Annotated in this window: 29 protein-coding genes, 2 pseudogenes and 1 other annotated feature; of the genes and pseudogenes, 7 read left to right on the top strand and 24 right to left on the bottom strand. The window is 34.1% G+C overall.

Annotated features, from left to right (window positions below; genetic code table 11):
• Positions 1 to 23 precede the first annotated feature (23 nt).
• Both CKK03_RS19670 and CKK03_RS19675 read right to left on the bottom strand, forming a co-directional pair.
• Positions 24 to 998, bottom strand: coding sequence for an NAD(P)H-dependent flavin oxidoreductase (locus CKK03_RS19670; RefSeq protein WP_180271320.1), 975 nt, complete (start codon positions 996 to 998; stop codon positions 24 to 26).
• A 156-nt stretch (positions 999 to 1,154) separates the two neighbouring features.
• Complete coding sequence (locus CKK03_RS19675; RefSeq protein ID WP_425432887.1) at positions 1,155 to 1,631, bottom strand: GNAT family N-acetyltransferase; 477 nt, start codon at positions 1,629 to 1,631, stop codon at positions 1,155 to 1,157.
• A 186-nt stretch (positions 1,632 to 1,817) separates the two neighbouring features.
• Here CKK03_RS19675 and CKK03_RS19680 point away from each other — a divergent pair, with 186 nt between their 5' ends.
• A complete protein-coding gene (locus CKK03_RS19680) occupies positions 1,818 to 2,597 on the top strand; it encodes an SDR family NAD(P)-dependent oxidoreductase (RefSeq protein WP_099364217.1) in 780 nt (259 codons plus the stop codon).
• Between the two features lie 72 nt (positions 2,598 to 2,669).
• Here the strand turns inward: CKK03_RS19680 and CKK03_RS19685 are convergent, their stop codons facing one another.
• The 10 genes and pseudogenes from CKK03_RS19685 to CKK03_RS19730 all read right to left on the bottom strand — a co-directional run bounded on the left by CKK03_RS19685 (position 2,670) and on the right by CKK03_RS19730 (position 9,226).
• Positions 2,670 to 3,269 (bottom strand): CBO0543 family protein, encoded by a 600-nt coding sequence (locus CKK03_RS19685; protein ID WP_099364218.1) that lies wholly within the window; start codon positions 3,267 to 3,269, stop codon positions 2,670 to 2,672.
• Between the two features lie 143 nt (positions 3,270 to 3,412).
• Positions 3,413 to 3,717, bottom strand: a pseudogene (locus tag CKK03_RS24035) (hypothetical protein); the annotation flags it as partial.
• 357 nt (positions 3,718 to 4,074) lie between these two features.
• Positions 4,075 to 4,536, bottom strand: a complete 462-nt coding sequence (locus CKK03_RS19695; RefSeq protein WP_245864216.1) for a DUF1259 domain-containing protein — start codon at positions 4,534 to 4,536, stop codon at positions 4,075 to 4,077.
• Positions 4,537 to 4,794: 258 nt separating this feature from the next.
• Positions 4,795 to 5,055, bottom strand: a complete 261-nt coding sequence (locus CKK03_RS24040) for a hypothetical protein (protein ID WP_245864218.1) — start codon at positions 5,053 to 5,055, stop codon at positions 4,795 to 4,797.
• Positions 5,056 to 5,850: 795 nt separating this feature from the next.
• Entirely contained in the window at positions 5,851 to 6,327 is a 477-nt protein-coding gene (locus tag CKK03_RS19705) for a CarD family transcriptional regulator (RefSeq protein ID WP_099364219.1), read from the bottom strand.
• Between the two features lie 275 nt (positions 6,328 to 6,602).
• Complete coding sequence (locus CKK03_RS19710; RefSeq protein WP_099364220.1) at positions 6,603 to 6,959, bottom strand: cupin domain-containing protein; 357 nt, start codon at positions 6,957 to 6,959, stop codon at positions 6,603 to 6,605.
• 64 nt (positions 6,960 to 7,023) lie between these two features.
• A complete protein-coding gene (locus CKK03_RS19715) occupies positions 7,024 to 7,383 on the bottom strand; it encodes a VOC family protein (RefSeq protein WP_099364221.1) in 360 nt (119 codons plus the stop codon).
• A 142-nt stretch (positions 7,384 to 7,525) separates the two neighbouring features.
• Positions 7,526 to 7,981, bottom strand: a complete 456-nt coding sequence (locus CKK03_RS19720) for a GNAT family N-acetyltransferase (protein WP_099364222.1) — start codon at positions 7,979 to 7,981, stop codon at positions 7,526 to 7,528.
• A 141-nt stretch (positions 7,982 to 8,122) separates the two neighbouring features.
• On the bottom strand, positions 8,123 to 8,512 hold the full coding sequence (locus CKK03_RS19725; protein WP_142354042.1) for a hypothetical protein: 390 nt from the start codon (positions 8,510 to 8,512) through the stop codon (positions 8,123 to 8,125).
• A gap of 3 nt (positions 8,513 to 8,515) precedes the next feature.
• Positions 8,516 to 9,226: a class I SAM-dependent methyltransferase gene (locus CKK03_RS19730; protein WP_099364224.1), complete on the bottom strand. Its 711-nt coding sequence runs from the start codon at positions 9,224 to 9,226 to the stop codon at positions 8,516 to 8,518.
• A gap of 196 nt (positions 9,227 to 9,422) precedes the next feature.
• Between CKK03_RS19730 and CKK03_RS19735 the strand changes: the two genes are divergently transcribed.
• Positions 9,423 to 9,914 carry an SRPBCC family protein gene (locus CKK03_RS19735; protein WP_099364225.1) on the top strand — a complete coding sequence of 164 codons (492 nt, stop codon included), beginning with the start codon at positions 9,423 to 9,425 and terminating at the stop codon, positions 9,912 to 9,914.
• Positions 9,915 to 10,022: 108 nt separating this feature from the next.
• On the opposite strand, the pseudogene metG reads toward CKK03_RS19735, so the two are convergent.
• The 7 genes and pseudogenes from metG to CKK03_RS19770 form a co-directional block, all read right to left on the bottom strand.
• Positions 10,023 to 11,677, bottom strand: a pseudogene (metG, locus tag CKK03_RS19740) (methionine--tRNA ligase).
• A gap of 60 nt (positions 11,678 to 11,737) precedes the next feature.
• Positions 11,738 to 12,012, bottom strand: a binding site (T-box leader).
• A gap of 108 nt (positions 12,013 to 12,120) precedes the next feature.
• Positions 12,121 to 12,747, bottom strand: a complete 627-nt coding sequence (locus CKK03_RS19745) for an NUDIX hydrolase (protein ID WP_099364226.1) — start codon at positions 12,745 to 12,747, stop codon at positions 12,121 to 12,123.
• A gap of 150 nt (positions 12,748 to 12,897) precedes the next feature.
• On the bottom strand, positions 12,898 to 13,239 hold the full coding sequence (locus CKK03_RS19750) for an ASCH domain-containing protein (protein WP_099364227.1): 342 nt from the start codon (positions 13,237 to 13,239) through the stop codon (positions 12,898 to 12,900).
• 137 nt (positions 13,240 to 13,376) lie between these two features.
• Entirely contained in the window at positions 13,377 to 14,159 is a 783-nt protein-coding gene (locus tag CKK03_RS19755; protein ID WP_099364228.1) for an alpha/beta fold hydrolase, read from the bottom strand.
• 164 nt (positions 14,160 to 14,323) lie between these two features.
• Positions 14,324 to 14,506 (bottom strand): DUF2187 family protein, encoded by a 183-nt coding sequence (locus CKK03_RS19760; RefSeq protein WP_099364229.1) that lies wholly within the window; start codon positions 14,504 to 14,506, stop codon positions 14,324 to 14,326.
• A 110-nt stretch (positions 14,507 to 14,616) separates the two neighbouring features.
• Positions 14,617 to 14,940, bottom strand: a complete 324-nt coding sequence (locus CKK03_RS19765; RefSeq protein ID WP_099364230.1) for an AzlD domain-containing protein — start codon at positions 14,938 to 14,940, stop codon at positions 14,617 to 14,619.
• Complete coding sequence (locus CKK03_RS19770; protein ID WP_099364231.1) at positions 14,937 to 15,662, bottom strand: AzlC family ABC transporter permease; 726 nt, start codon at positions 15,660 to 15,662, stop codon at positions 14,937 to 14,939. The genes CKK03_RS19765 and CKK03_RS19770 overlap by 4 nt, the downstream gene beginning before the upstream one ends.
• Before the next feature lie 97 nt (positions 15,663 to 15,759).
• On the opposite strand from CKK03_RS19770, the gene CKK03_RS19775 reads away from it, so the two are divergent.
• Positions 15,760 to 16,311, top strand: a complete 552-nt coding sequence (locus tag CKK03_RS19775; RefSeq protein ID WP_099364232.1) for a helix-turn-helix domain-containing protein — start codon at positions 15,760 to 15,762, stop codon at positions 16,309 to 16,311.
• A gap of 904 nt (positions 16,312 to 17,215) precedes the next feature.
• On the opposite strand, the gene CKK03_RS19785 is transcribed toward CKK03_RS19775, so the two are convergent.
• Together CKK03_RS19785 and CKK03_RS19790 are read right to left on the bottom strand one after the other, a co-directional pair.
• Positions 17,216 to 17,890 carry an HAD family hydrolase gene (locus CKK03_RS19785; protein ID WP_180271322.1) on the bottom strand — a complete coding sequence of 225 codons (675 nt, stop codon included), beginning with the start codon at positions 17,888 to 17,890 and terminating at the stop codon, positions 17,216 to 17,218.
• Between the two features lie 448 nt (positions 17,891 to 18,338).
• On the bottom strand, positions 18,339 to 20,024 hold the full coding sequence (locus CKK03_RS19790) for a hypothetical protein (protein ID WP_099364234.1): 1,686 nt from the start codon (positions 20,022 to 20,024) through the stop codon (positions 18,339 to 18,341).
• A 650-nt stretch (positions 20,025 to 20,674) separates the two neighbouring features.
• Here CKK03_RS19790 and CKK03_RS19795 point away from each other — a divergent pair.
• From CKK03_RS19795 to CKK03_RS19810, 3 genes are all read left to right on the top strand, one after another.
• Entirely contained in the window at positions 20,675 to 20,863 is a 189-nt protein-coding gene (locus CKK03_RS19795) for a hypothetical protein (RefSeq protein WP_099364235.1), read from the top strand.
• A 117-nt stretch (positions 20,864 to 20,980) separates the two neighbouring features.
• On the top strand, positions 20,981 to 21,685 hold the full coding sequence (locus tag CKK03_RS19800) for a DUF421 domain-containing protein (RefSeq protein WP_099364236.1): 705 nt from the start codon (positions 20,981 to 20,983) through the stop codon (positions 21,683 to 21,685).
• 323 nt (positions 21,686 to 22,008) lie between these two features.
• Positions 22,009 to 22,524 (top strand): DUF3189 family protein, encoded by a 516-nt coding sequence (locus tag CKK03_RS19810; RefSeq protein WP_099364238.1) that lies wholly within the window; start codon positions 22,009 to 22,011, stop codon positions 22,522 to 22,524.
• Positions 22,525 to 22,584: 60 nt separating this feature from the next.
• Here the strand turns inward: CKK03_RS19810 and CKK03_RS19815 are convergent, their stop codons facing one another.
• From CKK03_RS19815 to CKK03_RS19825, 3 genes are all read right to left on the bottom strand, one after another.
• Entirely contained in the window at positions 22,585 to 23,697 is a 1,113-nt protein-coding gene (locus CKK03_RS19815) for a sensor domain-containing diguanylate cyclase (RefSeq protein ID WP_099364239.1), read from the bottom strand.
• Positions 23,698 to 23,897: 200 nt separating this feature from the next.
• Positions 23,898 to 24,425 carry a GNAT family N-acetyltransferase gene (locus CKK03_RS19820; RefSeq protein WP_099364240.1) on the bottom strand — a complete coding sequence of 176 codons (528 nt, stop codon included), beginning with the start codon at positions 24,423 to 24,425 and terminating at the stop codon, positions 23,898 to 23,900.
• 56 nt (positions 24,426 to 24,481) lie between these two features.
• The gene (locus CKK03_RS19825; RefSeq protein WP_099364241.1) at positions 24,482 to 24,895 is read right to left on the bottom strand and encodes an HIT family protein; all 414 of its coding nucleotides are present in this window, start codon (positions 24,893 to 24,895) and stop codon (positions 24,482 to 24,484) included.
• A 513-nt stretch (positions 24,896 to 25,408) separates the two neighbouring features.
• Between CKK03_RS19825 and CKK03_RS19835 the strand changes: the two genes are divergently transcribed.
• Entirely contained in the window at positions 25,409 to 25,693 is a 285-nt protein-coding gene (locus CKK03_RS19835; protein WP_180271323.1) for a transporter, read from the top strand.
• Positions 25,694 to 25,782: the final 89 nt, after the last annotated feature.

A 25,782-nucleotide genomic window follows, 5' to 3' on the forward strand; every position in this document is an offset into this window, starting at 1 on the left:
GATCTACTCCTAAAAACAAATTATTAAATACAAGCTTTGTATTCATTCATAATGTTATGGATGATCGTTTGGACGGGAAGGATTTCGTTTATTTCATGCACTCTCGCTCCCGCAAATACAAGACCATTCTCGCAATCCCCTTCCATTGAGGTGATCAATGAATCCATTGTACAAAAGCGATAAGAGCAATCTTTCAGGCAATCAATACATTTTTTGATTTTTATTTTTTTATCATCAGATATTAGTTCAGTAAAATGATTCTTTATTGCACGACCTTCTAATCCCACGGTTGTTTTTACCATAACCGTATCTTCCTTCTTCGCTTGTACATATTTTTCCTTAAACGATAATGGTGCGTCACATTCGTTACTCGCAACAAATCTTGTTCCCATTTGAACACCGGAAGCCCCTATTCGAATGGCACGAGCGAGATCTTCTCCAGTCATAATCCCTCCAGCAGCAATTACAGGAATCTTAACCGCTTCCACCACTTCTGGCAAAATATCGAACAAAGGTCTTTCGGTACCCAGGTGCCCACCTGCCTCATTTCCTTCTACAACAACAGCAGAAGCACCCAGACGTTCTGATATTTTTGCAAGCCTTGCTGAAGACACAATGGAGATCACCGGTATTCCAGCTTCTCTGCCCCAACTATACATATCTCTTGAAATGCCAGCTCCTGAAATAATGAAATCAACTTTTTCCTCAATCGCTACTTTCATTTTTGCAGCAAAATCATTCATCGCAAAAAGAACATTCACACCTATATAGCCGCCATCCTGAATGGATTCTCTCGCCTTCCTGATGTGAAATCGCAATTCATCAAAACTAATTCCAGTCCCTGAAATAATTCCGATACCGCCAGCATTTGCAACAGCAGAAGCAAGACCGCTTAACGAAATACCTACCCCCATTCCTCCTTGCATGATTGGAACCTTTGGTGCCATATGACCTATTTTTAATTGTGGAAATCTCAAAAGAATACCCCATTTCGTCATTATTGTTATCCTTCACGCTTATTGTAACGACTGGGTTTCAAATGAATAGTTACAAATATAATACCTTATCCTAAAAGCAGATCATAATTTCGTTATTTTCATAAAATGTTCAAGGAACGTTGCTAACAAAAGACCTAGGACTAGTCGTAAGCGTCCCTATTTTAATTTCACCATGTTATACCAGTTCACTCCACCATGTTTGGATTCGGACAAGCCATGGTTAACAAATCCTTGCTTTTCATAAAAAGAAACTAATTCCTGTTTACAAGTTAAAGTAATTCCTTCTCTATCATTCTCTATTACTAGTTCTTGCATTTTATCTAGTAAACTCTTTGCAATCCCTTGCTTTCGATTCTTTTTGGATACTGCTAATCCCAAAACACTCTGAAATCCTCCTCTTTTTGGGTTCTGCTTGATTTCCGTAAAAAGATCATCGGTTATATACGGTTGATTTATAACAGGTCCATTAATATAACCGAGTATCTTCCCTTCCTCTTCTGCCACAATAAAGCTATCCGCTATCAACTGAATTCTCTCTATAAAAGCTTCTTTTGTTGCTGCCTCCTCAACCGTAAAGCCTTCATTCTCAATATGTAACAACTGTTCTAAATCTGTAGTCTGAACTTTCCTCATAGTAAACATCTTGTCTAATTCCCCTCTCCTCCATTGAAGATTCATACTTTTATTGTATAACATTCTTTAAATTTTTCCTTAACCACTCAAAAAACTATATCAATTATTATTTTTTCACTAAGTCATCAAGAATCGCAACCTACATATGATATGGAGTGCACATTTTTATACGTTGGGGGTTATTTAATGAAAGTAGCCAATAAGGTCATTGTTGTTACGGGTGCAGGGGGTGGGATTGGACGTGAGCTAGTTCGCCAGCTATTGGAAAAAGGAGCTAATGTCGCAGCGATCATTCACAAAAATGGGCTCGATAAAATGCAGGCATTCAAAGAAGAGTATGGCGAAAGGATATCAATTCACACCGCAAATATCGCGAACAGAGAGGATGTCCTAAAGCTTCCTGATGAAGTCATTGCCAGTCACGGTTACGTAGACGCGATTATCAATAATGCAGGCATCATTCAACCTTTTACTAGTGTAAATGATCTTGAGTATGAACAAATTCAATGGGTAATGGATGTCAATTTTTATGGAACGCTTTATATGTGTAAATCGTTTTTACCACATCTGTTAACTAGGCCGGAAGCTCATATTGCGAATGTAGCGAGTATGGGAGGATCCTTACCGATTCCGCAACAAACAATCTACTGCGCTTCAAAAGCAGCTGTTAAGATGTTAACCGAATCCCTTCACTCCGAGCTTCGAAAAACCAATGTAGGTGTGACCCTTGTGATTCCTGGTGCGGTCGAAACAGACCTCGTAGAAAAAGCCAAAGTGGAAAAAGAAGATGCTGAAAATTCTACTTATAAGCTACTTAGCCCCATCGTCGCAGCTGCCATCATTATTAAAGGAATAGAAACTAAAAAATACCGAGTCTTAGCCGGAAACGATTCGAAAATCATGGACATTTTATATCGGCTTAATCCGAAAAAGGCAACCGAACTCATTGCAAAAAAGATTAAATAACATCCCAGCACTCAATTTTAGCTAGCATAAGCACCATCAACTTCACACCAATCTTCCCTATAGAATTTGGTATTAAATATTTGTTTTTTTATGAAAGAGACTCCACTTATTTGTTTTACCTAAGAACAGAAATACATCTGTTAACCATTTTGCTACCAGTCCAACGATTATGTAAAAAATAAATAATAGGAAAAAATTCTCCTTTCCTCCAAAACGAAATAAACCAATCCCTAGCAATAGGGGTTTAATGAAAAATGCAAAAGCAAGGCAAAGAAGGAGTAGCCAAAGGTAATAATTTTTATTTTTATTCAGGGTAAATTGGTACATGAGGATATACGCAACTGGAACGAAAGAAGAATCTAGTGCCACGTTAGACGGAATGCCCGGTAGTAATTTATAAGGATAAATCCACCATCCCCTTGTAATTCCAATTGCATCCGAAATTGCAAAAAAAATGTGTACCCCGTATCCATAAAAACCTAGTTGAAAGATTTTTCTTCGGTCTATAAAAAGAAGCAATACGATAAGAGGAAGAACAAACATTGCTAAGACAACCCAAAACTGCCATGTATGGAAATTGGAAAATTCGGTCCAATAATTGAGCCATCTTTCACTTTGTTGTATCTCTGCTTTTCTAATTTTCTCTATCAAATCCAATTGGTCTTTGTTCACAAAGAGGCCTCCTGTTTTTTGATAGTATTTTGCTATTTATAGTTGTTTATTCCACCCCTGTTTTAATAACATGGTGCATTATTATATTCACCCGTAAATACAGTAATTTACGGGTGTATTTGTCGTATTTAAATCTGTGAAGTTCACTTTATACTACTAGATATAAACATGGCTGCGTCTTTATTTATAAAAATACGTTCTCCATGATAAAATGTCTTTATATCAGTTGAAGTAAATCCAACCTCGGATAATACTTTTTTCAGTTCTTCATGAGAAAAGCCGTTATGTACTTTCGGGTGAGAGATTTGATCGTTTTTGTCAAAATCTATAATAAAATATTGAACAATTCTTGTACGATTTTTTTCGTTTCAGGAATATGAAGAAGGACTATTGACATTAACACGATGTCTGCCTTCGATTCAGGTTTTTCTTGAGTTAAATCAGCATAGCCACATACCATTATGAATTCTACAAATATTCCTGATAGTATTAAAGTAATCCCAATACCAAAATATAAATACAATTCTCATTATTTTTACTAAACTATCCAATCGTTTAACAACTTCAACAAAATAAGCGATAATCCTTCCTGAATTATCGCTCACGTTATTTCTAAAGATTCAACCGTATTCCAGATATTATCAACATTCAAAGGTATCTCTGCTAAATCATTAATCTTAAAAGCAGCTTTAATAGTTATATTGCTTATGCCTGTGATTTTGGATTTTCTCCACATTTTCAGAACTACTAACTTGTAAAAGGCTTCGCTTTTTGACCTAAGGAGTTTGAATATCTATTCTACTGCTTATTTTTTGAAAAGCCCAGCTGCTCTTGCTGCTTCAAAGCTTTTTGTTGCAAAATCAAACGGATCGTCTCCAGCATTCTCCCAGTGCATGTACATTAACCGTGGTCTATCAAATAGCCAGTGGTTATGAACGGCAGTGACTATTAACCCTCTTTTTCGTAATTCTGTCAGGAATGGGTTAATTTCTCTTTGAAGAACTACCGATTCTCCTAAGTTTAAACCGTTATTTTCAAAGGAAAGGGCAAAAGGAAGGGCTAAAGGGGATTGAGTCCGAAGTCCCAAAATGGTTGCATTTATATTACGGAGGCGTTGAACTACACAAACTGGAGTTGCTGTAACAACCACCCCCCCTATAATATCAGCAAGTTGTTGGCATGTAGATGTGCTTATACCTCTGACTTCGCCACGAGAAATATGAGTATTTCTTTTCTTTGAATTTGGGGCAGATTCTCTTCTATTCATTTATATCACCTCCTTTTCCCTTATTTATTAACAGTTTATGCTGAGATGTAAAAAAAGAATAGACTATTAGTATAGGAGAAAAGCATTTTTTTCAAAAATAAGATTAATGAATTTGTGGACTCTACCTATAAGGATTCCAAACTTTCATTTTCATTCAAGACTTATTAAAGAAATCTGTTTCGTAAGTTTATTCTCTTCAACATAAATAAGCGATAACTCTTCCTGAATTATCGCACTCGCCACTTTGAGCCAGACCCTTTAATTCTTATTTACAGCCTTTCTTCTTTCTATCCGATTAACAACCGTATAAAAAATAATTAATATTACCCCCAGTAGGAAAGCGATAAAGAAACCAAACATTCCTTGAAAACCAACCCAACCAGTTGTAAATATAAGAAAGAATAAAAAATAGCAAAAACCAAGCAGGATGATTGCAATTGGAACGTTAAATGGAAACAAACGCTTCCACCCTTTGGCTAATAAAGCGGAACTAATTAATACGGCAATTGAGATGAACATTTGCATCGTTCCCCATCGGAACTCTGCTCGAGACTGCGCATCCTCACCAAAAGCAGGTATAGATTATACATTGTGATAGATGCCGTAATAATTGCTGTAAAAACAACAAGTATGAAAATTGTCCAGTTTATTGCCTTGAGATAATCTTTGCTGCTCATTTAATCCCCTCCTCATTTATTTTATTAGACATTCCAGGAAAAATTATTGATGGTCTATGTATTAATGAAGGATGAATGCTCTAATCGTTGTTTGAAATACCGTGCCGTTCATTTAATAACTTCTACAAAAAAGCTCGTAATCCTTCAAAAGTCAAAACTCCCTTCGTATAATTGAAAATCTTCATAATGAATTTGGAGATAAAATACATAATTTCTTTTGATAAATAAAAAAATGGTTTCCGAGTCTGGAAACCATTTTTGAAGATGACTATATTGTGTTACCAATTCGTTTTTCTCTTTTACGAATGAAGAGAAACGATTACTATTCACATACCTAAAACAATGAAAGCCCTACCTCTCTTTCATCCTTACGGCTCCTTGTCCGCGCCAGTGTGAATCAGGATCGCAAAAAATCAAGTGACTATATTATCGAGTTATTTGTTGAAACTCCAAAGTTCGTAAAAGAAATTCAAATAATAAGAATGGATTAAATTGTAGAAATAACAAAAGAGGTGAATGCTCTATAGGTGGATTGGAGAAGTTGTATTTCTTTAAAAGATTTACTTTAAAAAAAGAAACATATTCCCAAAAAAACAGGATATTTTCGGGAGATATAATACATTAATTTAAAGGATCATTAACAGAAACTTTTTATTTGGTTTTCAGTAATTCCTTTAATTAATTCCAGCTCACTCATCAAAAATCCATGTGCGTTTACTAACATTTTTTTTTCGCTTGTATTAAGTTCTTTTTCTTTCTTCATACGCATTAAATCACGTACAACTTCGGCACATTCTTGTAGTTTACCCGTTTTTATTTTGTCCGTGTTCACTTTATACCTTTGTTTCCACAGCAGAAATCTATCTGATTCTCCATGCTGAAAAATGTGTATGATGTGTTTTAATGCAATTATGTCAGTAACAGGGCGTATATTTAAATTCAATATTTTACCTGTAGGAATCATGACTTGCATATTACCGATTAACATTTTTATGACATAATACTGTTGTTTTTCCCCTGAGATTTCCTTTTCTTCTATGGCTTTAATTATACCTATTCCGTGCATTGGATAAACAATGTTATCGCCAATTTGAAACAAATAACCCACCTCCATATATGGTAACCTTCTTAACCATAACACATGTGTTATTTTTTATCAAATTTTTAATAATATCATAATTTTATTTTACTTGTCAACTGCTTTTCCTTGAAAAATCAAAAACAATAGGAATCGTGTCGGATTACCAATAAAGGAAAGGTTTATTTCTCGTCTATATTCTGAAATCTCTCCTAACGTTAATTTTCTTAATCTATATTAAATCTTACTGCGCAAGTAACAGAAAAAGCGATTGCCTTATTCAGCAATCGCAACCGTTAGTATAACAACATTTATTTTTTATAAGGCATAAATGATGAAGGATTTAATTCTTCATTTTCAATAACAATAGCGGTTAACCCTTTATCCGTTTTGGTTTCGTGCCATTCATCTTTCTCCCAAAACACAGCATCTCCCGCTTGGACTTTGATATATTCTTCTTTTTCACCTCGAACATAACCCTCCCCATTTAAGATTAATAGAAGTTGAGGTACTACTGCTTGATGAAAGCCTATAATTCCGTTTTCTTCTAAGTACATGCAACCTATATGAGTTTCCTTGTCAGTTTGAATAATACGAGACATCATAAAATCCGAATTGAATTTACTGATCTGCTTACCGCTATCTTTACTAAACTTATAAAATTCCATTTTGCACCTCCAAGGACCTTATGTTATATATTTCTCAGTCAAGAATGTTCAAACATTAAATCGATTAATCAAATTGCAGATACTCTAAAACATTACCAAATGGGTCTTTAAAGCTAATATATTTTCCAGGAGGACATTTTGTTGGTTCATCAACAATGAAATCAACATTATGTTCTTTTAACAGATCAACTGTATGATAAATGTCTTCCGTTTTTAACCCTAAGACCACTCCTGAAGTTGTTGTATTCTCAATGTATGTTGCCTTTTCCGATTCTTCTAATACGATAGGTAGATCTCCGTGAACGAGCGATACAATTTTTGGACCATATTTTTTATTAACTTCGAACCCTAAAACTGTGGAATAAAAGTCAATTGCCTCCTGAATATTTGGTACATAAATTCCAATAACACAAACTTGACTCATCACTTCTCCTCCATTTATTTTCGATTTGTTTATTCATAACAGTAATTCCACTTAATACCATAAATCACCTGCTAAATCACTTATATTTCTTCTTAAAACTCTCACCTGTTAGTTCAAGAAGACCGAGTTAGCATACAAATCTTTACCTATGCCCATCTTTCCGTGCTTTTATATACCCGTAATACGCACAAGTACCATTTTGGGCTAGGTCCTTCACTTCAAAACCACATTTTTTATAGAAACTGAAATTGTTAGCTGATGTATGTGCAAACCAATCACCATGGGGAAGTTTTTGAACGCAAAGTTGCACTAGCTTTTTCCCGATACCTTTTCTCCGATATTCCGATAAAACGACTAAATCCATTATGTTCGCAGCCATTATTTGGTCGGAGATAACCCTCACCATTCCAATCATTTTGTTATTATCCCATACAGTAAATGCCCAAGTTGAATTTTTGAATATAAGCGTAAACTTTTCTTTTTGCCAATCAGGAGTATTCCTTGCCCATCCAGCATCTTCAAATAAGGCTTTAACATAATCAGCAGGTACCCCATCGGTTCCTTCTCTTATCACTAAGCCATTAAAATATTGGTACATCTTGACTCCCCCTTTATAATACTTATTGAACAAACCTGTTTTGTTAGTTTCTTAACTTCAACAAAATAGTGCGTTAATCCTCCTTGGATCAACGCACCTGTTAGTTGAAGAACAGTTTTTCATACATTCCTTTATTACTATTTATTTGGATTTAGACCCCGGAGCATTTTGTAATAGATATAATTCTCCATCATTGTCTTCAACAATGATAAAATCAGTCTCATCTTTTACCGAATAAATAACCGAACCTTCTTCAAAAAAGTTTGATTGATTGTTTCTTGGAAAGTGACTTGCATGGACCTTTTTAATCACTGTGCCAATGGTTTTATCTACTTCATAATCCTCTAATTTCTCTTCCGTACCATTGTATTCAGTATTATTTAACACAACAACTATTGCGTAACTTCCACCTAAAGTAGATTGATTACAAGCTGTTAAAAAGAAAAGAAAGCAGATTACCATAATTCCTTTTTTTATATTACTCTCCTCCTTGTAAGCAGCTTTTGAAGAGTATGCCTCAATCGGTATCAAAACCTAAATTTCAATATTTCTAACAACATATGTTATAGCGTTGGTTTTTAATAAAACATCTTTTTCATTACGTACAATTTTATATTCCAATGGCTTAACAAGCTTGTTTAACACGTCCCAACCCGCGTAAATTCTATCTAATCTATGAATCATGTCTTCTGTCTTATTATTAATCTCCATCATAACTTCTAATTTTTGATTTGTTTCTAGATCAATTTCTTCTACTTCTGAATTTACAATAATACAGTTTACTCCATTCTTTTTTGTTCCTACTGCCATTTGTTTTATTACACTTTCAAGTACTTCTTCCGATTCAACGTGTTCTAAGGTGGATACCGCTATAACCAGGTCATATTCATCTCTCTTAATCTCGTAATGTCCGATATCAGCTTTTTGAGTTTTAATTATTTCTTGTACTTCATACTCATCGCTATATTGTATTAATTTTTCTAATGCTGAATCTAATATATCTACACAAACAACTTTTCCATTTTTCTCTTTTATCTGTTGGGCAATTGGAATACTATTTCTTCCTACACCTGAGCCTAAATCCAATACCCGTATATTTTTTTTATGATTAAATAATGGTAATAATTCCATTACTGTTTTAACAGGTTTGTATAACCAAGAACCTTCTTCAAATAACTTGTAGTTCTCATAACAATAATCATGATACTTTTTTTCTTCGTTACGAATAAAATCAAGCCTACTCAATCGTTTTTCCCCCGAAAAATATTATATATTTTAATATTCTCTTCTAATTACTTAATACCTTCTACAACCTGCTCTTGTTAGAAGATAAACTTCAAGATTGTACCCTTTCGTTAAACAAGGTTATCTATCAAAAACTTCTTTCTAAATATTTTCAATAATGTTACTATTTGTATGTAATAATTTTACATAAGGGGAGATTTCTTTGACAATTAGCACTAAAGGAATTAGTAAAGAGATAACAGTTGATGCACCTTTAAACTTAGTTTGGCATGCTTGGACAATCTCTGAAAGAGTCTCAGAATGGTTTGCACCTGAAACCGTGGTAGAAGCTAAGGAAGGCGGTGCATACGAACTTTATTTTATACCTGGAAACAAAACGGGTATGAATACTAGTGGCTGTAAAATCACTAAACTTGCCTATGAAAAAGAGCTACATTTTACTTGGAAAGGACCCGATCAATTCGAATCATTAATGAATAAAAACGCACTAACAATTGTTCAAGTAAGTTTCAAATCTATTAATGAAAGTTCTACAAAGGTAACTGTTGAACATATTGGATTTAAAGACAACGAGGACTGGATTGAGGCAATTAACTGGCACCAAATAGCTTGGTCAGGTGTACTTGATAGTTTAAAATCTGCACTAGAAAAGGGCGAAGGCAATTTATGCTGCCAACCCTTAAAATAATCTTTAGGTAAACCATCTACATTTTTTAATATAGATGGTTTTTTCATAACTTAAAAGTACATTGAATCGTAAAACTAAGAATAAGATTCTCCTAAATTTCATCTCTTTTTAATCTATTTCGTTAGCAGACCGTTTCTTTAATCTCTCCAGTTCTTCCTCAATCTTTACTGGATCAATTCTTTCAAACAATGGTTCTACTTTTGACAAATGCCTTGATTTCTCGACACACGCTCTCCATTCTGTTTCCTTTATATTTATCATTTTCTTAACCTTTTCACTCGAAAAAGGTAGAAAAGGCGATAAGAGTTGAGCTAAATTTGCAATAATGTAAACACAATCTGCCAAGGTTTGTTTGCAGGACTCTAGATCATCCTTTATTTGCTTCCAAGGTTGTTGTTCATCAAAGTATTTATTTGAGAATCTAATATACTCAAATATTTTTTCCAGACCTTTTTTGAAGGCAGCAGTTTCTATGCAAAGACCAACTTCACTATATAATCGATTAATTTGATCCTGAATATTTGAGGTTATCTCCTTATCAGGAATGTCACCATCAAATGACTTTTCGATAAATTTCAAAGTACGATTAACCAAGTTTCCATAAGCACCTAGTAACTCACTATTATGGCTATAGATGAATTCTTTCCAAGAAAAATCAGCATCTCGGTTCTCTGGGGCATTGATTGTAAGAAAATATCGTATGGAATCTGGATCGTACCTTTCTAAAATATCTGGAACCCAAACCGCCCAATTTTTACTTGTCGATAATTTTTTCTTTTCTAAAGTCAAGTACTCGTTTGAAACGATGTGCGTTGGTAATGGCTCCTGCCCAAGACCAGCTAGAATTGCTGGCCAAATAATTGAATGAAATGGGATATTATCTTTCCCGTGAATGTAATATGAGTGAGTGGAAGAATTCCAAAATGTTGAATCATCATTATTTGTTTCATTCGCCCAACGTTTACTTGCTGTATAATATCCTGACACAGCCTCAATCCAAACATAAATCTTCTTATCTTCTTATCTTCATATCCAGCAACTGGAACACTTACCCCAATAGGCAAATCCCTTGATACAGCTCTGTCTTGTAAACCTTCCTTTAGATATCGGTTCGTCAAAGAGATGGCATTTTCCCTCCAAAGGTTCTTTTCTTCTGCCGCATGCGTATAGTTTTCCAAAACAGTTTGGAACGAACTTAATGAAAAATAAAAGTGCTCTGTAAATCTGCTAGTAGGTTCCTGCCCGCAAATTTTACATTTTCTTTCAAGAAGTTCAAGTGGTTCTAATATAGTTGAACAATGATCACATTGGTCCCCTCGCGAATGCTCTTTACAGACAGGGCATATCCCTTCAACATAACGGTCAGGCAGAAACTGTTGACAAGGTTCACAATAGGTCTGTTCAATTTCCTTTTTGTAAATCAGTCCTTTTTCAAGTAACGTTAAAAATATTTCTTGAACGACTTTATGGTGATGTTTCGTATCAGTCCTTGTATAAGTATCGTATGTGAAACCTAATTTTAAGAAACACTCTTCAAATTCTTTGTGATAACGATCCGCAATCACTTTTGGAGAAACCCCTTCTTGTTTTGCTCTGACTGTAATCGGTGTTCCATTACAATCGCTTCCTGATACATACAACACCTTTTCACCCTTTAAACGGTAATATCTAGCTAGAATGTCACCAGGTAACAAACTTGAAATATGGCCTAAATGTAGTGAGCCGTTCGCATAGGCCCAAGCCCCACCAATAAATACACTCATAGATAAAAGCCTCCCATTAATTAATTTTTAACACAAAAAAACCTCACCCTAACTCTAATAGTTAAGGACGAGGTTTGATTTTCCACGTGGTACCACCTTTAATTTGCAAATAGCTCTCACTATTTGCCTCAACAAGTACGGAGTCTTCACTGCAACTCTTATACTGTGACATTGATAACGAGTGCCAAAACTCGTCGTAACCTACTCATACAAAAGTACGTTCAGTACGAAGCTCAGAGACCATTGTTCAAATGACTGTTTTTGCTTCTTTTCAGCTACCGAAGCTCTCTGATGAAAAACAAGATCATTTTACTTTTTCTCTTCATTGCCTTTATCTGATAATTAACAATAGTTTATTCAATACTTTTCCAGAAGTCAATAAATTTATGTTTCTCTAAATATCTTTATCTTTATTTTGCAACTTTAACTAAACTGACAAAGTACTATCTAATTTTTTTATAGATCTTATGAATAACTTCTTTATAAAAAGAAACTTGATGTGGTACGAATTTATCTCTATCTACCTTCTTTTTAAGCAAAACTTTTTGTCCACTATTATTAATTTCAAAACCACTTATTTCAATTTCATCTTTAGTACCAAACCAAAGATCAGCAAAATCTTTAAACTTCGATCTAACTATTCCTGATACTTCCTCTGCTTGAATTGTAAAATCATCAAAGGAATGATCGTTCTTATATAGAAAAACGTTTGCATATTCATTATCAATAAAATTTTCTTTCACACCACGATAATCAATTACACCTAATCCTAGTAGTTCTTCAAACTCTACATCTATTCCTATTTCTTCTTTTATTTCCCTTACTCCATCCTTAACTGTTTCATCTGCTAATATATGTCCAGCAGATGTAATATCTAATAGTTCTGGATAGTCTTTTTTATTTTTGCTACGAAGTTGTAAATAGATATAATCTATTCCTTGGTCATTGCTGATAAACCAACAATGAAAGGTTTCATGCCAATATCCATGCCTATGTACATCACTTCGAGAAGCTACTCCTATTTGGTTTCTATTACAATCAAAAATCTTTAACCTCTCTTGTTCTCCCATAAAAACTCCTCCGATTTATGTAAAGCACCCAATCTCATATCCACAATCCACAATTAGAGGTAAGAAGGTTTTATTAAGTACAATTATTTGAACTCCCCAAACTATATAAACCATCTTGAATTGGATACGCGTGATTTTCAACTTTATGTACTAAACTATTTTAATTGAAATTGCCAACGCTCCCCACTTTTTTTCTTGTTCTGATGTGTAGATTTCGTAAGTGCCTTCTATCATCTCTTTCATTGTCCAACCTTCGCAATCAAAATCTTCAAAGGGAATATCCTTATACATCGATTGAAACGTATCATATTTTCTTAGTTTTGTTACTTCAACTTTTACTATTTCATCTTGTTCTGGAACCTTTATAAATTCAATGGCATCGCCAACTTTGATAGTTCTTCGCTTTTCATCGTTTAAACGAACCTCTACCTTCTTTTTACCTTCTCTAATTGCTTTAAAATATTCTCCGTATAAGCCCATTCTATGCACCATTTCTCTCCACCTCATATGTATATCCATACTGCCTATTATACTTCCATTCTCACAAACCTGCCTCGTTACTTCAATTAAAAAAGCCGCCAAATGGCAGCTCGATCTTCAATATTTGTTCCGGTTAGTTAAGAGGACAATCAACCAATAAATTGCTTTAATACCTCATTAAACTTTTCACGCTCTTCCCAGAAAGCACCATGACCGCTGTAATGAAAAGGAACAAGCTGTGCGTTTTTTATTTTTTGATTTAATTCCTGAGCTTGTGCAAATGGAATCACTTTGTCGTGAACACCATGAACGATTAAGGTAGGTACAAGGATTTTTTGCAAATCTGCATAAAGCTTCTCATCTCTTAATGTAATGATGATCGCTGCTGTTGACCAACCAGCTGCTTCTAATCCCATTTGAAAAAACCACTCAGAGAATGGACTTGTTATATATTGAAAGAAAAAGTTTTCTGTCACTTCTCTCATCATCTTAGGACGGTCATTTAACGCTTGGGTAAGGAATCTAGTCGCAGTTTCTGTGGTAAAACCTATAGGAGCTGCAGCATCTACTAAGACAAGCTTGGATACACCATTACCATTATGTCGGGACATATATCGAATGGCGATTGCTCCACCTGTAGAGTGACCCACAAGAGTGAAATTGTCTAATTGAAGGACATCAACCACTGTACGTATGTCATCCGCCAATCGGTCAAAATTGTATCCACTTATTGGCTTATCCGACTTTCCGAATCCTCTCCAGTCAATTCCGATACAGCGGTAACCCATAAAGGGCAGAACATCAAATTGATACTCAAACTGTTTATGGCTTAACGGCCAACCATGTAGAAACACGATTGTCTTGCTGCCCTCGGGATTAATATCTTCTACAAATAATTTTACACCTGATTCCACAGTAACGTAGTAACCCACACCGATTCCCCCTAAAAAAGCTTTACGATTAAGATATTCATCCGGGTAAACATAGGTGATTACCTATTACTTATTCGATTTCGGAGATAATGGAGAGTACGAATTGGACACAAAAAAGCGATAATCCTTCTCTTGGACTATCGCTACTTAAGTACTATTGTTACCTACGTTGCTTTCGTAATTTTATAATTTTTATGATTGACTATAGTTGAAATAGGTTCGTCTTTTTCTTTATTGTAACCATACTCAACAATCACAGAATTTTCTCTTACAACCGTAACCGTTCCATTATAACTTTCCCCATCACGCTTAAATGAAATATTGTCCCCAATTTTAGCAGTTGCCATTTTAACACCTCCGAACTTATTATTTTCAGTAAGGATAAAAAAATGCAGCAACGATTAAGAATAAGCTGTATTTTTTACAGATTTACCCTGATTCACAATTCTTAGCATCCTTAAAACACAAATCTAATTGTAGCCATACAGACAACTCCTACTATAACTGTAACAGACAAACTCTTTGTCCATATCGCTACAATAAGAGTTGGTATAATTGCAGCAAGAACTCTCCAGTCTATTGAAAGTATTGATTCGTCTTGTATAATAAAGCTATCAACGATCAGTGCGGTAAAAATACAAATTGGGATAAATGAAAGCCATTTAATTACAATTTTCGGAAGCCCTATTTTTCTTATCACAATAAATGGAATAACTCTCGGAATAAAAGTTACAATGGCACTCCCTACGATGATTAATAATATAGATACATTCAAACTCATTTGTCTTTCACCACCCCAATTGTTGCAACGATCATAGTTGATAAGAGAATCGCAATATACGAAGGAACAAACATACAGAGAACCAACATAAATAGGATGACATAGGCGATAAGTGATAGGTAAAACTTCAATTTACCACGTTCCATACTCTCTACTTGCAAGACAAGTAGAGCGAGAAACATCGCTGTTAACGAAAAATCCAATCCTAAAACTTCTGGATTTGAAATCCATTTTCCGAAAATGGCACCTAATGTACAAGACAAAATCCAGAAAATATAAGCTGTTAGATTCAACCCATTCATCCAACTGGCATTAATCATTTCTCTTTTTGCAATCTTATTAGCGGCAACACCGAATGATTCATCTGTTACAAGGGCCCCAATCCCAATATTTTTTAAAAGAGAATCATTTTTAAAACTCGGGGCTAAAGTCATACATAATAATAAATGACGTAAGTTCACAATAAAAGTTGTAAATACAATAACTGAAAAAGGACTTCCTGATACTAGTAAGGCACAAATGATAAATTGAGCTGCACCAGCGTAAACTAAGACAGATAATAGAGCAATTTCTACTATACTTAGATTGGACGCTGCTCCAACTATCCCCATGGCAATTCCAATACTGATGTAGCCAATTAAAGTTGGAACGCAGTCTTTTACTCCTTGAGAAAAGGTAGGGAGATTTTTTTCGATCGTTATTTCGTTTGCTAATTGGTTCAACGTTACACCACCTTTTGTATGCTATATTAAACACGCGTCTGTTATGATGTTCAAATGTATGGTATTATGAATAGAAAAAAGAGTCAAGGAGTTTTTTATGGAATTCATTCAAGAGGTTATAGCGAATAATCTTGCCACTTTGAGAAAAAAGCGAGGATTGAGCTTAGATAACGTGTCAGAACTAACTGGAGTTAGCAAAGCAATGTTAGCCCAGATCGAAAATGGAAAATCAAATCCAACTGTCACCACTCTTTGGAAAATTGCAAACGGATTGCAAGTTTCTTTCTCAGGATTTTTAAAGGAAAATGATAAGCCACAAATTGAAAAAATAAAAATGAATGAACTTAATCCAGTGATTGATGATGATGGAAATTATTTTGTGTATCCGCTCTTCCCTTTTCATCCAGAAAAAAAGTTTGAAATATTCACTGTAGACTTAAAACCTGGTTTTAAACATGTAGCAGAAAAGCATACAGGTGAGGAATATGTTCTATTACAACGTGGGGTACTTACTCTCGAAATTCATGGGGAAAAGTTTGAATTAAATCCCGACGAAACGATTAAATTTAATGCAAATACTGAACATATTTATATCAACTTTTCAGACGAACTGGTTCGATTCTACACGATTATCTACTATCCCGATTGATTTATATGTTTATTTTCAGGTTTAAATTGATAAAAGTTTCGTATCGTCTACGCAACTCTTTTTCAACTAGCACTTCGATAGTTTACTAACTTAAACAAAAAAGGGCACTTCTCCTTCTTGAAGGATCGTACCCCTGTGGTTATATATAGCCTGTTACTAAAGAAATTTAAATAGTTTTTTCTTTGTCAATAACCCTTTCAAAGTTGTATGGTAGAATAAATCAACTAATGGTTCACAGTAACTTGAAAGGTGTTTCATTTTAAAGGGAACTTTAAATTTAATCAGAAAAAAAACCGTTGAAAACAATGATAGAATTACCGATAAAATAGGTCGTGTCGTAAATAAATGACTGTACAAATACATCTTAACGTATAAAATGCCTGACCAAAAAATATTCCAGCCGTGCCCATAAAGAATTAAGTGTTTTTTATGAATAATGTATTCAACAACAAAGCTTAGTGTTATCCAGCGTAAATAGTAAATAAATTGCTCAAACCGCCCACTTGGCATCTTGCTCAAGAATACAAGTACGACTAGCGGAGTTACAATAAGTATATGTACCATCCTTATCAAAAACCAGTTAATTCCATTAGGAATGAACTCCCAAACAAGATGTCTTTTACATAGGAAATAATAAAATGCATTAATTGAACTAACATATACCATATTTTTATAGTACTTTGGAATATCACGCCAGGATTTACTACAGATAGTTAACAATATTATGGTAAACACCAAAATGACGTGCATACTTGTATTTTTTCGTTTCTTTCGCATTGTACCCCTCACTCAATGATTAATCTCAGTAAGAGTGTCTCCTAAAAATTTACATTTTATTTGTTATTTCTTTAAATCAAGAGTTGCCAAGTCCTTAATTACCATAACAATCCTTTAAAATAAGCCTTTAAGGGAAATAATTTAATAATCTATCGAGAGAATCAATCTCTGCATATGGCTTTATCTCGGTTTCGTTCTTGTCCTTATGTGGATTGAACCATATTCCCTTTATATTTGCATTTTGACAACCACCAATATCTTTTTCTATATCATCACCAACGAATAATGTGGTTTCAGGTTGTACATGAAGTTTATTTAACGCTAATTCAAATATCCGTTTGTCTGGTTTACTCAATCCCACCTCCTCAGAAATAATGATAATATCAAAACAATTATTTAAATGAGTGGTCATTATTTTAGCTTTTTGTCTCTGCGTTGTGCCATTTGTTATAATTCCAACTTTAACGTGCTCTTTAATACGCTTTACAATATGGATCGTTTTTTGGTTTATGGAAAAACATTGAGGAAAATAATGATTCCAAAAATCTTGAATTTCATTGCGTGGTATTCTATATTTTGGTGGAAATTCATCAAACAAGGATTCGAAAACAATTGTTTTATCTCCATAGCCATAACTTCTACTATCATATTCTTTAAATTTTCTTAGCATTTCGTTTTGGGCTAAATGGTTATCATCCCCATAAAACTTTTCTAAAATCAGTAAAAACATGTTATCTACTGCCTCATTCCTATTTAGCAAGGTATCATCTAAATCAAAAAGTATTGCCTTATAACCTCTCAACTATTTTTCACAGCCTTTCTCAAAAAATATAAATATTGCCTGGTTCTCCCCTTCAAACTTTTGGTAAACCTAAAAACGACTTCTACAACTATTTCTAGTTAGTTAAAAAATTCAAATATCTGTAGCAACACAAAGGCTAATATAGTTGTTAAAATGACATCTATTACTATCTCTTTTTTATCTTTCGTTTTATAGTTTGAATCAAAAAGTAATCTCATCATGTAAAACACAATAAAAATAGCAAGAAGTTCGAAGAAACTAGGTCTCATTTCGGTGCCTCAATTCTTTTTAATATCAGATTTTATTCTTTTCTTTACTATTTCGTTCTCCTCGTTAAGTAACCTTGCTTCGTTTAATAAATTCAACAAAAATAGGCGATAATCCTTCTAGCAGTACTTTCAACAAAAAAGTGCCGGTCACCACGACCGACACGTTCTTCGTAAACATATTAATTTAAACCTTGTATCACAAGGGTTTTTGCTGGTAAAAATTCTTCACCTGTATCAAGGTACTTCACATTTACTGTATCATCTGCCTGTAAATATATCGTTTTGGGACTATTCTCAGATGAGATCATGTAACTTTGGTTATTATCTAATAAAAAGTAAACAATCGTAGCATTTTCTCCCTTTTCTTTATAAACACGGATGACTTTCCCGCTCACTTGTTTTTCTGCTGCTTCCGACGTTCCGTCAACCGTTCCTCCACCACGTTGCAAAGCCGTTTTGTACAGCTTTAACGCTTCGTTTGGCGTATTCCCGTATACAGAAATTTCCGGATTAGCAGCTGAAACGATAAAATAGTTCTGCAAAAATCCATTCGCATCCAATACTGGCGTTAACCAGCTTGCCTCTCCATAAAAGTTATAGAGAATCGGCATCTCGCCATCCCATTTCTTTTCAATGAATTTCTTTTCAATAATTTGAAGAGCACCTTGTGAATCCATATACGATTCTTGTAAGTTACCCGTAAAATAAGTAGCCTCCCCCGTTCTTGAATTTGTGAGAGAATAGCCTAGCATCGAGTCAACGCCTTCTTTTGGACTGGTAAAATCAGTGAAATAATACATATCTCCATTTTCATCAAAAATCGGACTCACATTTGCTTCCGTTCCTTCATCCGATGGAAGTTTTACGTCAGATTTTCCAAACTTACTGTTCCAGAAACCATTCACATAATTCCCATAGTAGCTATTTTGCAAGCTAACCACTTCTGGGGATACAGCTCCATCAATAAAGGAAGGAACATCAGCTAAACCGTACATCTCTGTTTTCCCTGAAGCTGGGTCAACGAGGACGATTCCGGCTACTTCAAAACCATTACGTGCTGAAATAAATTCCCCATATGAGCGAATATAAAATGGCTTTCCTTCCTCATCAATTTCCAATTGAGGATCTCCGTAAAAGATCATATTTGGGTATTTCATTCGGATATGGCGTTCAAGATCCTTATGAAAATAAGAGGATGGCGTATATGACATTTCTGTCTTCACAAACTTTGGATTATCCGTTGAATCCGTAGCACTAATCGTGAAGTATCCTGGTGTCGTTTTTCCATTCCACCATTTGAAAAAACCAGAAAATTCGATTGGCGCTATATACACATACTCATTGTTAACCTTTTGGATTTGCAAGTTTCCTAGCTCATAATAACTCGTGTCAGGAACTTGACCAAAGGCCTTTTTCATTTTATTACGCGCAAACTGTGGAGGGACACTAGCTGGTGTTTTGGTTTCATCAAACACTTCAATCTCCGTTTCTTGCGCCATGCTGGCAATTTCAAACTTTTCATCCGCATTAAAAAGGAAAGCCGTTCCTAAATAAATGCAAAAAAGAAGACTTCCTACAAATAATGCACCTTTGACCATTCTTTCAATCCCAGTTGCAAAGAATGCTCCAGCAGCTGTAACAAAAAGTGCTAATAACCAAACCGAAGAAAAGTTACGATCTAGATTCGTGAGATAGAAAAAAAGAAATACGAGAAGAGTAAAAAGAACCGCACTTAATAGGAGAAGACCTGTTTGGGGTTTAGCTTTCTTTTCCTTTTCCTTCTTGCTCGTATTTCGTATAAACGGAAAGAGGATGAGAGTAGAAGCCAACCCAATGATAACTGAAAATAATAATATAGATTCCATATAGACTCCTTTCAACTTTCATTACTATCTATACGGATAACTTACTAAAAAGTTTCTTTTTTCATTCACGTAATAAAAGATTGCGTATGCTTTTAGATAGATTGGCAGCATGAAGTCATTAGTAAAATCCAAAAAAAGGCAGGGATTTTTTTAAAAAAAGACAATGAATGTAAATAATACCCATTTGTGTATTATTTTTTAATAAAAAAGCCGATAAAAGCATACGTGAAAATGAAATGCGTATGTTTTTTCCTAGATTTACAGTATAAAATCATTCACAAAATCCAAAAAAAGGTAGAAATGTTTTTAAAAGAGACAACATCTGTAATTAATATCCATTTGCGTATGAGTTTTTAATATAAATACGATAAAAGCATACGTAACAAAGAAATGCGTATGCTTTTTCATAGATTGGAAGTAAAAAAACATACGCATAATCAAAAAAAGTAAAAGTAAATCCCCTTGAAACCAACACTTTGGTTAACCAACTTTCGTACCCATAAACGTCTTAAAAAATCGAAATAGTCAACGTGACAAATACATCCTATACACATGATTTTTTTCATACTGAAGTTTATTTATTCATCTTTTGGATACTGTAATTAATAAGATTTGATTAAACCTATTTAACATCCTATGGGGGAATGTTCATGAAAAAAAAATTTATACTTCTTATTAATGTAATTATTACCGTTCTTATGCTTATTGGATGTGCTCCACCAAAAGAAGAATCAGATAATAAATCAAAGGTACACACTCAAAATGCTAAAAAAAGCGATCAAAATATCAAAATAAAAGTAGGCGATGAAGAAGATGATGTGAAAGAAAAGGATAAATAGGAATCGAAAGTTTCATTTTTTTTAATGATCATATCTATTGCTATTGCTATTGCAAAAAGTAAATGGATATAATCTGCTTTTTATTACTATCCAAACACTGGACAAATGGGAGAAACAATGGAAGATTTATTTTTACCTATATGGAGAACAGGTGTAAGCTTTATCATCTTAGTACTTGTAACTTTCAGTATTGGAAAACACATTAATCCTCATAAAAATCATTTTAGTTTCGCCTTATCTATAACAATTGGTTCCATTATAGCCAATATGGGATTTCATACTAAATTACCATTCAAAGAAATGCTTAGTTCATTTCTTGTATTAATTTTATTATTTTACTTTTTCATGGTGCTATCTTTTAGAAGCAGAAGTCTAAGAAAGTTGTTATCAGGTAGACCTACTGTCTTAATCGAAAAAGGAAAGCTATTGGATAAGAATATGAAAAAAATAAAATTTTCAATTGATGATCTTAACCAATACCTAAGAGAAAGGAACATTTTTAATATTTCTGAAGTGGAATACGCTTTATTAGAAGTCAGCGGTGAACTTTCCGTCCTTAAAAAGACACAATTTCAGAATATAACAAAACAAGATTTAAATTTACCCATTTCTCATGAGTCCTTACCTATAGAACTAATTATGGACGGAAAGATCATACATAAAAATGCAGTAGGACCTTACGATCATAAATGGATTGAGGAAGAGTGTAAAAAAAGAAATGTACAGATTAAAGATGTATACTATGCAGTTGTGAATAGTCAAGGATCACTTTTTTTAGATGTGTATAAGGATCATATTCATTCACCTACAGATGTTGAATAATAAAAATAGAGTTGATGAGGTGTATAGTATTTTGGAGAATTTCCCTACCATACATACCAACGTTTGGGATGCTCTAATATCAGTCCCATTAGTTATTATCTTGACTCAAATATGTAAATGGTTTCTGCCTATTCGTAAAGCTTTTATTCCTACTGTAGCAAATGTGATTGGCCTAATTATTTCGATATTTTTTGCTCATCGGCATCACCTTTTTGAGGGAATATTTATGGGCTTTTTCTACGGTAATGCAGCTGTCGGGGTTTATGCCTCTTTAAAAACCCAAATAAAAGCTTACAGACAAACAGAGAATTAGGGTGATCTATATGCTTTATATTTATCATGATTTCGGAGGAACACATTCCACCTCACTAGCAGCTGCTTATCATCTTAAAATCTTCAATGACCCTTCGAAAATTTTAGAGAAAGATGAAATTTTAGAAGTCCCATATTTTAACAAACTTAAGAAAGAGGATGCAGGAAAATTCATTTTACATGGTGAAGATGTTGAAGGGAATCTTGTGTATACACTTGGAAAACGTTCATCAAAACTCGTCCTCCCTTCTCTCTATCATTTCAGTGAGATCATCGTAAATCGCTATAACATTAAAGAAAAAATTATTTTTTCGAATACTTCACCTGTTGTCCCTTTTGCGATGACAATGGGAGGGTTTTTCTCAAGAGGACTTGGAATTAACTCGATTGGCGTGCCACTACTTGTCAAAGGGGCACAGCAATGTTGTCTTCATATATCACAACTAGTTGAAGAGACAAAAGAAATCGCAAAAAATACAAATGGACAAACGATTATTTCAATTGACAACAAAAAGTTTCAGGCTTAAAAATACAACTCTTTTTCTACGGGAATATACTTGTTTTCTAAATACAAAAAAGCAAGTTCATCAATTTTTTATTGTCTCTTTTAAACTATAGGGATTAAATAGTTGAAAATTATTTTTCCCTTTTTGTTTTGCTTGATACATAGCCATATCAGCATGATTAATTAAATCGGTAGCCTCAAGACCGTGTTGTGGATATAGGGCTATTCCTACGCTTGATGTAACTCTAACTCTTTTTCCAAAAATAATAATTGGAGAATTTAGACTCTCAATGATCCTATTCGCAATCATTATACTCTCTTTTTCACTTACGTTATCTAGCAAGACGATAAACTCGTCTCCAGCTAACCTTGCTACAACACCTTTATCTCCTACACATTTCTTAAAATAATCACTAACCTGTTTAAGGAGGATATCCCCTCCATCATGGCCAAGTGTGTCATTCACTTGCTTAAAGCCATCCAAGTCAATAAACATTAACCCAAACCTTATATTCTCTTTTTCTGATTTCGATAACAATAGACTGAGTTGATCCATGAAGGCTCTTCGATTAGGTAAACCAGTTAATGCATCTTGATAAGCTAATCGCGTTACACTTTCAATTTCGGACTTTTGTATCGTTATATCTCTTGCTATTAGTTCTCGTGCCGATATTCCTTTGAATTCAATTTTAGTCGATTTAAACTCTAAGTCAATTACGGCCCCATCAATTCTTTTAATTTTAACCTGCTCATTAAATTCACTCTTGGGGAATTGATCTAAGTGCTCTTTTAATTTCTTAATAAGTTCCTTAGAATCAGGATGTACAAATTCACTGATGTCTCGATTAAGTAGTTCACTTGGTGAACTTGAACCAAGTAAATTTGCTCCACTTTCATTAATATAAAGGATTTCCCCTCTATTATGGATAATGATAGCTTCGGGAGATAATTGGACCAAGCGTTTATATTGCTCTTCTTCCTCTTTAATGTGGCTAATAATTTTCTTCCCTGTTAATAAGGCCCAAAACATTAAAGTAACTTCAAAAATAGGACTCATAAAATCCACCATTAATTCAAAGGTTCCCTCGTCTTCAAGATTAAATATACTTATGATTGTATTATCCAAGAAATCTAACATTGATAATAACATGATTAGTATTGAGATTATAATTATCCTTTTAGCAAACAAATTCATTTATTATCTCCCTTCAATCGTCGTGGCCAACATATAAAAAATGTCTTAAATCCGCGACTTTGGTCATTCATCGTTTCAATAAGGAATAGAAGTCTTGTGTGAATTATTAACATTATAACCTCAATAAAAAAACCAGTCGACTACCAATGATTCCTATATTTATTCCTAATTTATTATTTAAACTAGGAATACCTTCCTGCTTATTTGGTCACATTTGTAGAATCATCCGTATTAAAGGCTACTTGAACAATTTGTTTCTCGCCATTTTTTTCAATTAACTTATATTCTTGCATCCCTATTTTCTCTGCTACCTTTTGAGAGGGAATATTTTTAACTGTGGTATACGAAAATACCTTGGGATAATTTAATACCCGAAACGCATAATCCTTACAAGCCAGTGCGGCTTCTGTTGCATAGCCTTTATTCCAATAGTCCTTTATAATATGAAATCCAATCTCTGGTAGTGTTTCTTTTTCAATTATTTGCATGGTAATCCCACAATCTCCAATGAACTTTTCTCCATCTTTTAAAATGACCGCCCATAATCCATGGTTATACTTTTTATAATTATTAATATTCCATCGAATCCACTTTTCCACCTTCTCTTTGCTAAATGGCTCTGGATAGTATTGCATAGATTCTGGGTCAGAAAGAACCTTTGATAACTCTTCAGTATCCTTTAAGGCCAATTCTCTTAAATACAATCTCTTCGTTTCAATTATTTTCAATGCCATCATCCCTTATATTTAAAAACTAATATCTCGAAACTCTATACCGCTTCTATCTATATCTTCCTTCGTTTTTCTCTCTTATTTTCAGGTTGTTTTAACCAATACCGAACTCCTTTACCAGCTAACGGTTCATCGTTGTATCTCGGGATTACGTGAAAATGACTATGGAAGATAGATTGATTAGAAACTTCACCAACGTTCCAACCAAGTGTATAACCATTGGGGGAAAACCTTTTATCTAAATATGTTTTAGCCTTTTGTAGTAACTCATATGTATCTTTCCATTCCTCTTCTGTTAATGCAAAGGCATCCGCGTGGTGTTTTTTAGGAACGATTACCCCACTTCCCTCTAACACATCTTGATGATGATTATTGTGCAGAAAGTAACACGTATCATTTTCAAAAATGATATTCTGGTCCTTATCTCTTTCCGGATTACAAAATGGACACCTCTCTTCATAAGACATTTTTTTGCCTCCCATTCATCAAATTTCACCAAACCTGCCTATTAATACAATAACTTCAACAAAAATAAGCAATAATCCTTCAAGGATAACTTTTCCGGTTATTCTTTGGCAGATCATTCCTAGAACTAGACTTCGCGAATCCATTGCAGATTTTTTAAAAGTTTTATTATATTTCCTATTTTTGGTATATAATGAAGTGAAGGAGTTGATCAAATGGAATTGCTCTTTGGAATTTTACGTGCAATTGGCGATTTCTCATCGGCTGTCGCAACTGCAGCTATAAGTAAATTTCATGATAAATCTGAACAGGAATAACTCTTCTATTGGTCGATCTGTATAGATTTGGCCTTTTTTATTTCGCTCCTTTTTTACACCAACATAAAGGTAAGTTTTTCATAGACAATGATTACGCAACGTTATCCAAGTTCACCTTGATTTTGCCCCAATTATTAACTCTTTTAAAACTATCAGCATATTATGTTGGGTGATGATCTAATAAGGAAGTGAATATATATGTCTTTTTTTCCAGCTCAAGGCTCAATGAGACAACAACCACAATCCCCACCCCCTCCATACGCTCCACCTAAACCGTTTCCTTCACACTATTTAGTTGACTGTTTATCTAACTACACATATGTTTGGTTAGTAAATGGAGAGGAATTCTGGTTTTATCCGACGTACCTCCAATTTGGTGAGGTTGCTGGATATAGGTGGACTGGTACATTCTGGACATTCTATGGTTTTGATGAAAGATTAATTGAAACGGTTGCCTGTTACCCAATCCCTACTTTATATTAAAGACAAAAACACCTTGTGGAATTAACCACAAGGCTTTTTTGTTTTTTAGTAAAGATTTCCCGCTCTTACATAAATCATCACCAATGCAC

This window comes from Fredinandcohnia onubensis (genome assembly GCF_002734215.1).
GTDB classification, from domain to species: domain Bacteria; phylum Bacillota; class Bacilli; order Bacillales; family Bacillaceae_L; genus Ferdinandcohnia; species Ferdinandcohnia onubensis.